The sequence below is a fragment of the Nocardia miyunensis NBRC 108239 genome (assembly GCF_001613065.1).
Taxonomy (GTDB): domain Bacteria; phylum Actinomycetota; class Actinomycetes; order Mycobacteriales; family Mycobacteriaceae; genus Nocardia; species Nocardia miyunensis.
In genome coordinates, this window is record NZ_BDBQ01000019.1 from 30059 (window position 1) to 43817 (window position 13759).

Annotated in this window: 11 protein-coding genes and 1 pseudogene; 8 read left to right on the forward strand and 4 right to left on the reverse strand. The window is 69.6% G+C overall.

Annotated elements, in window-relative coordinates:
- The first annotated feature begins 38 nt into the window (after positions 1 to 38).
- The 7 genes from NM2_RS09295 to NM2_RS09325 all read left to right on the forward strand — a co-directional run bounded on the left by NM2_RS09295 (position 39) and on the right by NM2_RS09325 (position 8716).
- Positions 39 to 647, forward strand: coding sequence for a TetR/AcrR family transcriptional regulator (locus NM2_RS09295; RefSeq protein ID WP_067666658.1), 609 nt, complete (start codon positions 39 to 41; stop codon positions 645 to 647).
- A gap of 216 nt (positions 648 to 863) precedes the next feature.
- A complete protein-coding gene (locus NM2_RS09300; RefSeq protein ID WP_067666660.1) occupies positions 864 to 2216 on the forward strand; it encodes a replication-associated recombination protein A in 1353 nt (450 codons plus the stop codon).
- Between the two features lie 54 nt (positions 2217 to 2270).
- Entirely contained in the window at positions 2271 to 4934 is a 2664-nt protein-coding gene (gene alaS, locus NM2_RS09305) for an alanine--tRNA ligase (protein ID WP_067666686.1), read from the forward strand.
- Positions 4934 to 5536, forward strand: coding sequence for a Holliday junction resolvase RuvX (ruvX, locus tag NM2_RS09310; protein ID WP_067666665.1), 603 nt, complete (start codon positions 4934 to 4936; stop codon positions 5534 to 5536). Before alaS ends, ruvX begins: the two co-directional genes overlap by 1 nt.
- Entirely contained in the window at positions 5533 to 7332 is a 1800-nt protein-coding gene (locus tag NM2_RS09315) for an endolytic transglycosylase MltG (protein WP_067666667.1), read from the forward strand. Before ruvX ends, NM2_RS09315 begins: the two co-directional genes overlap by 4 nt.
- Complete coding sequence (locus NM2_RS09320; protein WP_245717926.1) at positions 7322 to 8155, forward strand: shikimate dehydrogenase; 834 nt, start codon at positions 7322 to 7324, stop codon at positions 8153 to 8155. Before NM2_RS09315 ends, NM2_RS09320 begins: the two co-directional genes overlap by 11 nt.
- A 75-nt stretch (positions 8156 to 8230) precedes the next feature.
- Positions 8231 to 8716: a B-4DMT family transporter gene (locus tag NM2_RS09325; protein WP_067666669.1), complete on the forward strand. Its 486-nt coding sequence runs from the start codon at positions 8231 to 8233 to the stop codon at positions 8714 to 8716.
- A 69-nt stretch (positions 8717 to 8785) separates the two neighbouring features.
- On the opposite strand, the gene aroB is transcribed toward NM2_RS09325, so the two are convergent.
- From aroB to NM2_RS09345, 4 genes and pseudogenes are all read right to left on the reverse strand, one after another.
- Positions 8786 to 9904 (reverse strand): 3-dehydroquinate synthase, encoded by a 1119-nt coding sequence (gene aroB / locus NM2_RS09330; protein WP_067666671.1) that lies wholly within the window; start codon positions 9902 to 9904, stop codon positions 8786 to 8788.
- Positions 9905 to 10698: 794 nt separating this feature from the next.
- Positions 10699 to 11217 (reverse strand): annotated as a pseudogene (locus tag NM2_RS51455) (shikimate kinase); the annotation flags it as partial.
- Entirely contained in the window at positions 11214 to 12422 is a 1209-nt protein-coding gene (aroC, locus tag NM2_RS09340) for a chorismate synthase (protein ID WP_067666673.1), read from the reverse strand. The gene aroC and the pseudogene NM2_RS51455, both read right to left, overlap by 4 nt.
- Positions 12423 to 12605: 183 nt before the next feature.
- Positions 12606 to 13061: a prepilin peptidase gene (locus NM2_RS09345; RefSeq protein WP_084530635.1), complete on the reverse strand. Its 456-nt coding sequence runs from the start codon at positions 13059 to 13061 to the stop codon at positions 12606 to 12608.
- Positions 13062 to 13273: 212 nt separating this feature from the next.
- Here NM2_RS09345 and NM2_RS09350 point away from each other — a divergent pair.
- Positions 13274 to 13759: aminopeptidase P family N-terminal domain-containing protein (locus tag NM2_RS09350; protein WP_174575619.1), on the forward strand; the 486-nt coding region annotated here is incomplete at its 3' end.

Sequence of the window (13759 nt, forward strand, 5' to 3'; positions counted from 1 at the left end):
TCGATCGACTACACCACTGTGTGCGCTAATGTAGTCGCATGACTACACGTCGCGCAACAGGGTCGTCCGGAACGGGTGACACCCCGGTCGGCCGGGATGCGGTCGTCGAGGCGGTGCTGACCCATGCCGCCGAGCTGTTCGCCGAGCGCGGCCCGGCCGCGACCTCGATCCGCGATATCGCCGAGCGGGCCGGGGTCAATCACGGTCTGGTGTTCCGGCACTTCGGCGCGAAGGATCAGCTGGTGGCCCGGGTGCTGGACCATCTGGCCGCGGAATCCGGTGCGGCACTGGACCGTTCGGGCCTGGTGGATCGAGCGCCGCTCGATGCGGCACTGCGTCTGCATCTGACCGTGCTGGCCCGCAGCATCCTGGACGGCTATCCCGTCGCTCGGATGCAACGCGATTTCCCGGTGATCTCCCGGCTGATCGAGCGGGCGCGGCCGTTCCACGAGTCGGAACAAAATGCATCGCTGGCGGTGGCCCACGTCGCGGCATTGCAGCTGGGCTGGCAACTCTTCGGGCCGTTCCTGCGCGGGGCGGCGGGACTGCAGGACATGTCCGAGGCCGAGTTGCAGGGCGGTATCGACGCCGAGGCAGCTCGCCTCCTGCTGTCCGATCGCGCCGATTCGCGCCCGCCGGCCGAGTGAGGCGGTGCCCGAGGATGTCGGCGCAGGTCGGTACGGTTGATTGGTGCATATGCGAACCGATCGTCCGTATCCGGCGCTGCCGAGCTGTGCGGCGGAGTCGTGAGTAGGTACGTGGTGGGCACGCGGCCGGGCGGCGAAGACGGTCGGGTGGCGGAACATGGTCTGCTCTGCGCGAATCGCGCAGTACACGACGGGGACGCGGGAGGTGTGCGGTAAATGACGGACGGACTGTTCGAGGCTCCCGGTACGTCGGCATCGTCCGCTGGTACCGAGGAATTCTCCATGGGGCAGGCCGCGGGGCGGTTGGCTCCGCTGGCGGTGCGGATGCGTCCGGCGAGTCTGGACGAGGTGGTGGGGCAGCAGCATCTGCTGGGTGCGGGTTCGCCGCTGCGGCGGCTGATCGAGGGGTCGGGCGCGGCGTCGGTGCTGCTCTACGGCCCGCCGGGAACCGGCAAGACGACGCTGGCCTCGCTGATCTCCCAGGCCACGGGTCGCCGGTTCGAGGCGTTGTCGGCGTTGTCGGCGGGAGTCAGGGAGGTGCGTGCGGTCATCGATATGGCCCGCCGCCGATTGCTGTCCGGTGAGCAGACCGTGCTGTTCATTGATGAGGTGCACCGGTTCTCCAAGACCCAGCAGGACGCGCTGCTGGCGGCGGTGGAGAACCGGGTCGTGCTGCTGGTGGGCGCGACGACGGAGAACCCGTCGTTCTCGGTGGTGTCGCCGCTGCTGTCCCGGTCGCTGGTGTTGCAGCTGAAGTCGTTGTCCGAGAACGACATCCGCCTGGTGCTGAACCGGGCCGCGGCCGATCCGCGCGGACTGGGCGGCGAGTACACGATCAGCGAGGAGGCGCTGGACCACATCGTGCGCATCGCCGGGGGAGACGCGCGTCGCGCGCTGACCGCGCTGGAGGCGTCGGCGGAGTCCTCGCTGGACGGCAGCGTCGGGGTGGATCTGGTGGAGGCGAGCGTCGATCGGGCGGCCGTGCGCTACGACCGCGCCGGAGATCAGCATTACGACGTGATCAGCGCCTACATCAAATCCCTGCGCGGCTCGGATGTCGACGCGGCACTGCACTACCTGGCCCGGATGATCAGCGCCGGCGAGGATCCGCGCTTCATCGCCCGCCGTCTGATGATCCAGGCCAGTGAGGACGTCGGGATGGCCGATCCGACCGCACTGCAGACCGCGGTCGCCGCCGCGCAGGTGGTGCAGCTGGTCGGCATGCCCGAGGCCCAGCTCGCCCTCGCGCACGCCACCATTCACGTCGCGACCGCGCCGAAATCCGGTGCGGTGGCCGCCGCGATCGGCGCGGCCATGTCGGATATCGGCCAGGGCAAAGCCGGTGCGGTACCCCCGCACCTGCGCGACGGCCACTACGCCGGTGCCGCGAAACTCGGCAACGCCCAGGGCTACAAGTACCCGCACGATCACCCCGACGGCGTACTTCTCCAGCAATACCCGCCCGACGAACTCGTCGGCACCGACTACTACACCCCCACCGACCACGGTTACGAACGCGAAGTCGGCCCCCGCGTCACCAAACTCCGCCGCATCGTCCGGGGTCGCTGAGGTCACCCACTCCGCTGCAATATCGCTGGACTAGTGCCGGTAGGCTTGATATTCGTGCAGACCCACGAGATTCGACGGCGCTTCCTGGACCATTTCGTCCGTGCCGGCCACACCGAGGTGCCCAGTGCCTCCCTGATCCTGGCCGACCCCAACCTGCTGTTCGTCAACGCAGGCATGGTCCAGTTCGTGCCGTATTTCCTCGGTCAGCAAACCCCGGCATTCGCGACCGCGACGAGCGTGCAGAAGTGCGTGCGAACCCTGGACATCGAGAACGTCGGCATCACGACCCGGCACAACACCTTCTTCCAGATGGCCGGCAACTTCAGCTTCGGCGACTATTTCAAGCGCGGCGCGATCGAGCTGGCCTGGTCGCTGCTGACCGGGTCGGTGGAGGACGGCGGCTACGGCTTCGATCCCGAAAAGCTGTGGGCCACCGTCTATCTGGACGACGACGAGGCCGAGCAGATCTGGCTGTCGGTCGGCGTGCCGCCGGAGCGGATCCAGCGCCGCGGCATGGCGGACAACTATTGGTCCATGGGCATTCCCGGACCATGCGGCCCGTGTTCGGAGATCTACTACGACCGCGGCCCGGAATTCGGGCGCGAGGGTGGCCCCGAGGCCGACGAGGATCGCTACCTCGAGATCTGGAACCTCGTGTTCATGCAGAACGAGCGCGGTGAGGGGCGCGGCAAGGACGATTTCGAGATCCTGGGCCCGCTGCCGAAGAAGAACATCGACACCGGTATGGGCGTCGAGCGCGTCGCGTTCCTGCTGCAGGGCGTGGACAACGTCTACGAGACCGATCTGCTGCGTCCGATCATCACCCGGGCCGAGGAGCTGACCGGCCGCTCCTACGGTGTCGAACACGCCGACGACGTGCGTTTCCGCGTCATCGCCGATCATGCCCGCACCGCGGCCATGCTGATCGCCGACGGCGTGAACCCCGGCAACGACGGCCGGGGTTACGTACTGCGCCGCCTGCTGCGCCGCATCGTGCGCTCGGCCCGGCTGCTGGGTGCGGACAAGCCGGTGATGAGCGAGTTCATGGCGGTCGTGAGCGAGGCGATGGCCCCCTCGTATCCCGAACTGGCCACCGATTTCAAGCGCATCGAGACCGTCGCGGTCGGCGAGGAGACCGCCTTCCTCAAGACGCTGGCCACCGGTTCGAAACTGTTCGACGACACCGTCGCCGAGGTGCGCTCGGCCGGTGGGTCGCGGATCGCCGGTACGGACGCGTTCACCCTGCACGACACCTACGGCTTCCCGATCGATCTGACCCTGGAGATGGCCGCCGAGGCCGGACTCGAGGTCGACGAGCCGGGCTTCCGCTCGCTGATGGCCGAGCAGCGTCAGCGCGCCAAGGAGGACGCCCAGTCCCGCAAGCACGCGCACGCCGATCTGACCATCTACAAGGAGCTGGTCGATCGCGGCCCGACGGAGTTCACCGGATTCGACGAACTCACCTCGGAGAGCAAGGTTCTCGCACTGATCTCCGACGGCGTGCGGGTTCCGGTCGCCACCGCGGGACAGGACGTCGAGGTGATCCTGGATCGCAGCCCGCTGTACGCCGAGTCCGGTGGTCAGATCGCCGACCGGGGTTCGCTGACCGCGTCGGGGCTGAAGGTCCGCGTCAACGACGTGCAGAAGATCGCCAAGCAGCTGTGGGTGCACAAGACCACGGTCGAGCACGGCCAGATCACCGAGGGCGATGCGGTTCTGGCGCAGGTGGATCCGGCGTGGCGGCGTGGCGCGACCCAGGGGCACTCGGGCACGCACATGGTGCACGCCGCGCTGCGGCAGGTACTCGGCCCGAACGCGGTGCAGGCCGGTTCGATGAACAAGCCCGGATACCTGCGTTTCGACTTCAACTGGCAGGGCCAGCTGTCCGAATCGCAGAAGGCCGATATCGAGGCGGTCTCCAATGACGCTGTGGGCGCGAACTTCTCGGTGAACACCTTCATCACCGATCTGCCCAAGGCCAAGGCGATGGGCGCGATGGCGTTGTTCGGCGAGAACTACGGCGACGAGGTGCGCGTCGTGGAGATCGGCGGCCCGTTCTCAATGGAGCTGTGCGGTGGTACGCACGTCGAACACTCCTCGCAGATCGGCCCGATCACGGTGCTCGGCGAGTCCTCGGTCGGTTCGGGTGTGCGACGCGTGGAGGCGTTCGTCGGCCTGGACTCGTACCGCTACCTGGCCAAGGAACGCGCACTGCTGGCCGGTGTCGCCTCCTCGTTGAAGGTGCCCAGCGACGAGGTGCCCGCGCGGGTGGAGCAGCTGGTGGAGCGGCTCAAAGTCGCCGAGCGGGAGCTCGAGCGGACCAAGGTGCAGGCCGTGCTGTCGCAGGCCGGGAAGTTCGTCCAGGACGCCGAGCGGGTCGGCCGGGTGCTGCTGGTGGCCGCCGCCGCGCCGGAGGGCGTCGGCGCGGGCGATCTGCGCACCCTGGCCGGGGACATCCGCGGTCGTTTCGGCAGCGAACCGGCCGTGGTGGTTCTGCTGGGCAGCGACGGCGGCAAGGTGCCGTTCGTGGTCGCGGTGAACAAGCCCGCGCAGGAGCTGGGCTTCAAGGCCGGTGATCTGGTCGCCAGCTTCGGCCCGAGCATCGCCGGTCGCGGCGGCGGCAAGCCGGAGATGGCGCAGGGCGCCGGATCGGACCCGTCGGGGATCCCGGCCGGTCTGACCGCCGTGCGCGCGCGGGTGGCCGAGCTCGCCGCCTGATGCACAGCTCCCCGGGGGACGAAACTTCGGAGGGGTCTTCACCGGCGTCCGGTCCGGTTTCCGATCGGCCGGATGCCGCGACCGATCCCGGTCGCGGCAGGCGGATCGGCATCGATGTGGGCACGGTCCGGATCGGCGTCGCCTCCTGCGATCCGGACGGAATTCTGGCCACTCCGGTGGAGACCGTGCCGCGCGCCGGAAAGGGCAAGGGGGGCTCGGGTAAGGGGCGCGGCGGGGCGAAAGGCGCTCCCGGAACCGATCTGACCCGTATTGCCGAGATTGTGCGGGAATATGAGGCCGTCGAGGTGATCGTCGGCCTCCCGCGCACTCTGCGCGGTGAGAACGGCGCTTCGGCGACCCTCGCGACAAGGTTTGCTAAGAGTTTGCAATCGGTGCTGCCTGATGTGCCGATAAGACTTTCGGACGAACGTTTGACTACGGTGGCAGCTGCACGTGCACTGCGAGACAGTGGAGTTCGCGCACGTGGGCAGCGGCAGATGATCGACCAGGCGGCGGCCGTATCGATCCTGCAAGGGTGGTTGGACGAACGGAGTGCGGTGCTAAGGTCGGCCGGTGACGCAGGCGGCGGGGTGGGCGAATGAATGACCGCTGGCTCCGTGCCGAAGAACGTCTTCGGCGCAGCACCGAGGAGCGGCGGTACCGTCGCTCGGACAATTGGGCCGAGGCGGACGACCGTGCCGCACACAGTGCCCAGAACCGGGCCGTGCGCGGCTCCGAGCTGGGTGCGGCGCGCGGCGCCGAGCCCAAGCGCGGTCGTCGTCCCCGCCACGCGGCCCCGGACGAGTGGGATGAACGCGAGGACGACACCACGGTCATCCCGGCGTACCGCGACGAGTACGAGGGCGGGTACCCCAGCGGCGAGTACGAGTACGGCGATCACGCCTACACCGGCGGGCACCGGTACGTCGATCCGGACGAGTATGCCGAAGCCGAATACGCCGAGGAGTACTACGACCAGGAGCCGGTGACCGACCCCGAACTCGCGCTGCGCCGTGCGCCGCAGCGTTCGAGGCAGCGCGGGCGAGGCTCCGAGGAGGAGACCACGCGCTCGCGGTCCGGCGGCGCCCGGACGAAGCGCAAGCAGACCGGCGGCAAACAAACGGCCCGGAAACAGGGCGCACGCGGATCCGGCTCGGGAACGCAGCGCTCACGCCGGCAGGGCTCTCGGGACGACGCGCCGCGCGCGCGGTCCGGGCGGGGACGGCGGTCCAGGGTCGCCTCCCGCAAGGCGGCCGAGCGCAAGCGCCGCCGCCGCAATTTGATCTACGTCGGCAGCGTCTTCGTGGTGCTGTTCGCCGTCGCGGTGGTCTACGCCGGATACAAGTTGGTCGGCGGGTTCGGTCCCGACGACTACACGGGTGAGGCGGGTCCGCTGACGGTGGTGCATGTCGCGGCCGGCGACACCGCCGAGCAGATCGCCAAGACGATGCTCGACAAGGGCGTGGTCAAGAGCACCGGCGCGTTCTACCAAGCGGCCGTGCGTGATTCGGGGATGAACTCGCTGCAGCCGGGCTACTACGCCGTGCCGACGCACAGCAAGGGCGCCGATGCGGTGACCGCGCTGATGAGCAAGGACGCGCGGGTCGGCAATGTGGTCATCTCCGAAGGGCGGCGGCTGCACGATTCGACCGACGCGAACACCGGTTCCCGCAGCGACGGGATCTACCGCAAGATCGCCGACGCCAGCTGCATCGGCACCGGTAGCGCGAAGAAGTGCGTCACCTACGAGCAGCTCGACGCGGCCGGGGCCGGGACCGACCTGAGCGCGCTCGGCGTGCCGCAGTGGGCGGCTGACTCGGTGCGTCAGGTGCCCGACCGCACCCGACAGCTCGAGGGCCTGATCGAGGCGGGGACCTGGGATTTCGATCCGAGTGGGACTCCGCAGCAGATCCTGGCCCAGTTGGTCGGGCAGAGCGCGCAGAGTTACGAGTCGACCGGCCTGCTGAACTCCAACGCCAACAAACTGAGCCCGTATCAGACCCTGACCGCGGCCTCGCTGGTGGAGCGTGAGGCCCTGCCCGCCGATATGCCCAAGGTGGCGCGGGTGATCGTGAACCGGCTCGCGGTCGACCAACCCCTGCAGTTCGATTCGACGGTGAACTACACCCTGGATAAGCTCGCGGTCGCCACCAGCGACGCCGACCGGGCCAAGCGGACTCCGTGGAACACCTACGCCATGTCCGGGCTGCCCGCGACGCCGATCGCCTCGCCCTCCCTGGGCGCGCTGCGCGCCATGGAGAATCCGACGCCGGGACCGTGGCTGTATTTCGTCACCGTGGACAAACAGGGCGCCACGCTGTTCACCGACAGTTACAGCGAACATCAGCGCAATATCGAAAAGGCAAGGCAGAGCGGAATTCTCGACAGTGGACACTAACGGCGCCGCAGCGGTGCGCACGAGTCGCCGGGCGGCCGTGCTGGGCAGTCCGATCGCGCATTCGCGCTCACCGCAACTGCATCTGGCCGCATATCGCGCGCTCGGGCTGGACTGGACCTACGAGCGCATCGAGTGCACCGCCGAGCAACTGCCCGGTCTGGTCTCCGGACTGGGACCCGAATGGGTGGGGCTGTCGGTGACGATGCCGGGCAAGGTCGCCGCGCTCGAGTTCGCCGCCGAGCGCACCGAGCGGGCGGTTCTGGTCGGTTCGGCGAATACGTTGGTGCGCACCGCATCCGGATGGCGGGCCGACTGCACCGATGTGGACGGTGTGCGCGGCGCGCTGCGCGGCGGCGGGGTCGAGAAGGTCGCCGAGGCGGTGGTGGTCGGCGCCGGTGGCACCGCGCGGCCCGCGCTGTTGGCGCTGTCCGAGCTCGGGGCCCACGGGATCACGATCGTGGCGCGCGACGCGGGCCGGGCCGCGAGCGCGCTGGAACTGGCCGGGCGGCTGGGTATGTCGGCGACGGTGATCGATTTCGACGCCGATCGACTGCGTGCCGCATGTGCCCGTGCCGACGCGGTGGTCAGCACGGTGCCCGCGAACGGCGTTGCGGCAGTGGCGGATTCGATCGCCGCCGCGCCGGTGGTGCTGGACGCCATCTACGACCCGTGGCCGACCCCGGTCGCCGAGGCGGTCGTGCGGGCCGGTCATACGGTGATCAGCGGACTGCAGATGCTGTTGCATCAGGCCTACGGTCAGGTCGAGCAGTTCACCGGTGCGGCCGCGCCCCGGGCGGCGATGAGCGCGGCGCTGGACGGCTAGTTCGGCCGGTCCGGGTTGTAGAACTGTAACCGGTTACTATTCTTCCGAATCATTCGGCGGGTTAGGGTGGATGACATGATTGCGTGGGTGTTGCGCGCCATAGGTCTCGGCGTGCTGACGGTTGTCCTACGAACCCTGCTGGGCTTCGGGATGATCTACTGGCCGACCCAGGGCGCCTGGATGCGCCTGGTCTGTCTGATCGTATTGATCGTCGCCGGAGTGGCCTGGGGCTTGTTCGACGGTCGTGGTGACCGCAAGGCGAATCCGGATCCCGAGCGCGGCGGCGCGGATCTGACCATGCGCTGGCTGAAGGCGGGCGTGGTCGGCGGGCTGGGTTCCGGTGTGGTGGCCTGGGTCCTGGACTACATCCCGTCGTTCGACCTCGGTGACAACGGCCTGGGCTTCGAGCTCACCGCCGGCGCCGCGTTCATCGTGCTGATGATCTTCATCCCCGCCATGGTCGGCGTCGCGCTCGGGCGCTTCCTGGTCACCAGGGAGAACAACAAGGCGGCCAAGGCGTCGGCGCCGTCGTCGGGGGATCACGCCGCCAGCCCCGCCTGACCCTTCGAAGGCGACGATGCCGTTCCGGATTCGGTCCGGAACGGCATTTCGCGTTTCGATGCGGGGCGACTACAGCAGGATCGCGCCGCCCTCGGGCGCGTCCTCGCGGGCGATGGTGGCGTAGGCGGCGGCCAGCAGTGCGGGATCGGGGCCCTCGAGGCGGCCGGGTTTGGCCAGGCCGTCCAGGACGACGAAACGCAGCATGCCCGCGCGATTCTTCTTGTCCGTCTGCATACCCTCCAGCAATTGCGGCAGGGCGTCGGCGTCATAGCTGATCGGCAGGCCCACACTGGACAGGATGGCGCGATGCCGTTCGACGGTGGCGTCGTCCAGGCGACCGGCCAGACGGCCCAGTTCCGCGGCGAAGACCAGGCCCACCGACACGGCCGCGCCGTGCCGCCAGCGGTACCGCTCGCGACGCTCGATGGCGTGGCCCAGGGTGTGCCCGTAGTTCAGGATCTCCCGCAGGCTGGACTCCTTCAGATCGGCCGCCACCACGTCGGCCTTGACCTGGATGGCGCGGCGCACCAGTTCCGGCAGCACGTCGCCGGTCGGGTCGAGCGCGGCCTTGGGATCACGTTCGATCAGATCCAGGATGACCGGGTCGGCGATGAATCCGGCCTTGATGATCTCGGCCATTCCGGCGACGATCTCGTTGGGCGGCACCGTCTCCAGGGTGGCCAGGTCCACCAGGACCGCCGCGGGCTCGTGGAACGAGCCGACCAGATTCTTCCCGGCCTCGGTATTGATGCCCGTCTTACCGCCGACGGCCGCGTCCACCATGGCCAGCAGTGTGGTGGGGACGTTGATGACCTGCACGCCGCGCATCCAGGTGGCGGCCACGAACCCGGACAGGTCGGTGGCCGCGCCGCCGCCGAGGCCGATGACCAGGTCCTGACGGGTGAGCCCGATGCGGCCAAGCACCTCCCAGCAGAAACCGGCCACCGGCAGGTCCTTCCCGGCCTCGGCGTCCGGGATCTCGATGCGATGCGCGTCGATTCCGTTGTCGGCCAAGGCCTTGCGGACCACCTCGGCGGTCTCGGTGAGCGGCGGCTGATGGAAGACGGCGACCGTGCGTACGGCGGGACGTCCGGTCACCTGTTCGACGAGGTCGTCCAGCAGGCCGCGCCCGATGATCACCGGATACGGCGCTGCGGTGCGGACGTCGATGCGGATCGGGTCGGTCATGCGGTCTGCTCCGATTCTTGTTGTGCTCGTTGGGTGCGTGCGCGGCGTGTGCGAGCCCACCGGGATCGGCCGGGGGACGTCACGTCATCCGAATGCTGTTGCGGGCCGCTACCGTTCGGCGCGGTGTCGGGTGTTCGCTCGCGCGAATCGTGCACTGCGGAACGGTGTGCGGTGTCGGCGGCCGGGTCGGGGGCGGGTCTGGGCGTGGGTGGTCCGGCCGGGCGTCGGGCCGCACGGGAACGTCGCGCGCCGGTCGCGCGCTGCGGCACGGCGTTGTCGCGGGTCGATGCGGCGGTCGGCTCGGCCGACGGCGGGGGAGTGGTGCGCGTTCCGGATCGGGACGCACTCGGCCGGGCCTGTGCCGCAACGGAATTCGCTCGCGCGGCGCTGCGCCGTCGCGGTGCCGACGCCTGATCCGGAACCTCTTGTGCGGCAGCGGATCCGGCTTGCGATTCGGCGGCGCTCGATGAGTCCGGCGACGTCGCGGCGGGGCGTTGGCTCTTGGAACGGCGGCGGCCACCGCGCCGGGATCGGCGGGATCGGCGGGTGCTCGTCGCACCGTCGGGAGCCGCCGCGTCCGATGGGGGTGCGCTGGGCTCGGCGGTATCGGATGGCCGGGCCGCGGCCTCGGCCGCGGTTTGCGGTGTGGTGGTCGAGACCGCTTGTGCGGCAGCCTTGTTCGCTCCGCGGGAGCGGCCGCCGCGACGGCGTCGCCGGTTTCGGCGGGCGGGCGGGGCGTCGGAGGTGTCGGCGGGAAGCGGCGGTGTCACCACCGGTTCGACGGGTTCGAGTCCGAGTCTGGTCAGGATGTTGCGCACCACCCGGCCGGGACTGCGGCCGTCGGTGCGCACCCGGACCGAGGCGACCTCGCGGTAGAGGGGGCGGCGCATCTGCATGAGTTCGCGATATTTGGCCGACGGGTCGGCGCCGGCCAGCAGCGGCCGGTGGGTGGTCGCCCCGGTGCGCCGAAGTCCTTCCGCGACACTGATTTCCAGATAGACCACGGTCCGCTCGCGCAGCAACTCGCGCGTCGTCGCGGACAGGATCGCACCGCCGCCGAGCGAGACGATGCCCTCACCGGCCTGTACGGCGCGGCGCACCACATCTTCTTCGATGCGGCGGAATTCGGGTTCCCCGTCGGTGGTGAAGATCTCCGGTATGGAACGTCCGGTCTCGGCCTCGATCACCGCATCGGTGTCGACCAGTTCGGCCCCGAGCTCACGGGCCAGTTTGCGGCCGATCGTGGACTTACCCGCGCCGGGCGGCCCGACCAGCACCACGCAGGGCCGGTGCGGGCCGGTCTCGCGGGTCATGAGACCGCGGAGCCCGATGGCACATGGGGACGGGCGTTGATTCGTTTCAGATAGCCGTCGATATTGCCGATGGTCTCCGATAGCGAGTCGCCGCCGAACTTCTCCAGCGCGGCCTGGGCCACGACCAGCGCGACCATCGCCTCGGCGACCACACCGGCGGCCGGTACCGCGCACACGTCCGAGCGCTGATGAATCGCCACCGCCTCCTCGCCGGTGGTCATGTCGACCGTCGACAGTGCCCGCGGCACCGTCGAGATCGGCTTCATCGCCGCCCGGACGCGCAGCGGTTCGCCGTTGGTCATGCCGCCCTCCAGGCCACCGGCCCGGTTGGTCGAGCGCAGTACGCCGTCCGGGCCCGGGCGCATCTCGTCGTGTGCCGCGCTGCCCCGCCGTCGCGCGGTCTCGAAACCGTCGCCGACCTCGACGCCCTTGATCGCTTGAATACCCATCAGCGCGGCCGCCAGGCGCGCGTCGAGACGGTTCTCGCCGCTGGTGAACGACCCCAGCCCGACCGGCAGGCCCTCCACCACGACCTCGACCACGCCGCCGAGCGTGTCGCCGTCCTTCTTGGCGGCCTCGATCTCCTCGATCATCGCCGCCTCGGCGTCCTTGTCGAACGCCCGCACCGGGCTCTCATCGATGGCGGGCAGATCCGCGGCGGCGGGGACCACACCGGCCGGCGCGGTCGCGGTGCCGATCGACACGACGTGCGAGATGACCTCCACGCCGAACGCCTGGCGCAGGAACTGCCGCGCGACCGTGCCCGCGGCGACGCGGGCGGCGGTCTCCCGGGCGCTGGCCCGCTCGAGCACCGGGCGCGCGTCGTCGAAGCCGTATTTGAGCATGCCCGAGAAGTCGGCGTGCCCGGGGCGCGGCCGGGTCAGCGGCGCGTTGCGGGCAAGCTCGGCCAATTCGGCCTCGTCCACCGGGTCCGCGGCCATGACCTCGGTCCACTTGGGCCACTCCGAGTTCGCGATCTCGATCGCCACCGGTCCGCCCATCGTGCGCCCGTGCCGCACCCCGCCGAGGACGGTGATCTTGTCGGCCTCGAACTTCATCCGCGCGCCGCGGCCGTAGCCGAGACGTCGGCGCGCCAGCTGTCCCGAGATGTCGGCAGAGGTCACCTCGACACCGGCCACCATCCCCTCGAGGATCGCGACGAGGGCGGGGCCATGGGATTCTCCGGCAGTTATCCAGCGCAGCACATCTCCATCTTTCCACGTCAACACCGCTACCCGGACATCTGGCCCGGCGACGTCGACGATGTGGCGCCCGATCGCGGTCCGATGCGACCGTGGGCGGGCCCGCGCGTCGACGGCGAAATCGCAGCTACGCGGGCATGGTGCCCGCCGACCGCCGACGACCCGTGACACGGATCGACGACGGGGTCAGCGCGCGAGCACGAGGGCGGCGAGTGTCGACAGGCACATGGCCGGTCCGTGCGGGATAGACCGGTCCGCGGGCGCGGCGCGGGCCGGGTGACCGCGCACTCTCACGACGACCCCGGCCAGCGCGGTGAGCACGGGTGCGGTGAGCGCGGCCCACACCCACACCTGCGCGCCGCCGCAGGCCGCCGCAGCCCCGAGCCCGAGCGCCAATTTCACGTCGCCCGCTCCGAAGGCGGCCGGAAATACCAGGTGAATCACCAGATAGGGCGCCGCGAGCAACAGTGCGCCCAAGGCTGCGGCGGTGCCGCGTCCGGTGGCCGCCGCAACACCGAGTACGGTTGCCGCACCCGGTCCGGTGAGCGCGTCGGGGAGGCGGCGCTCACGCAGATCGATGACGCTCAACAGAACGCACCAGCCGGTAAGTGCGAGGAACGCGGCGACGGTGATGACGGACATGACTTCATCGTGCCCGCGCCTGATGGGCCGCAGCGGGCCCCGACCGGGAAATGTGGATAACTTCGAATATGTGAATAACGAGTGATTCGAAATGCGTCCACGGAGGGTATTCGCCCAGCGTGCCGAGCGGGAGGCCGGTCCGGCGGCTCTGTGCAGCAGTATGGGGATACGGTATGGGGATGTTCGGGCCGGGCAGCGGTAGCGTTGAGGCCATGTCTGCTGATCACGGTGCCCGGCGCCCCGACCACGAGGCCCGCCGGGCCGCGCTGCGGGACCTGCTGGTGGAGAACGGTGTCGATGCCCTGCTGGTGACGGATCTGGTTAACATCCGATATCTGACGGGATTCACCGGATCCAATGCCGCCCTGCTCGTATACGCCTGGGACACGCCCGAGGCGCGCACGGTGATCTGCACCGACGGCCGCTACATCACCCAGGTCGGCGAACAGGTGCCCGACCTGCGCGCGGAGATCGCGCGGGCCAGCGCGCGCCGGATCGTCGAGCTGGCCGGGGAGTGGCAGACCGGGCGCGTCGGATTCGAGAGTCACGTCGTCACGTTCGACCAGCACCGCGGCTTCGTCGAACAGGGCACCGGACTGGAACTGGTCGCGGTGCCCGGTCTGGTGGAACAGTTGCGCATGGTCAAGGACCAATACGAGGTGGATCGGCTGCGCGCGGCGTGCGCGGCGGCCGACGCG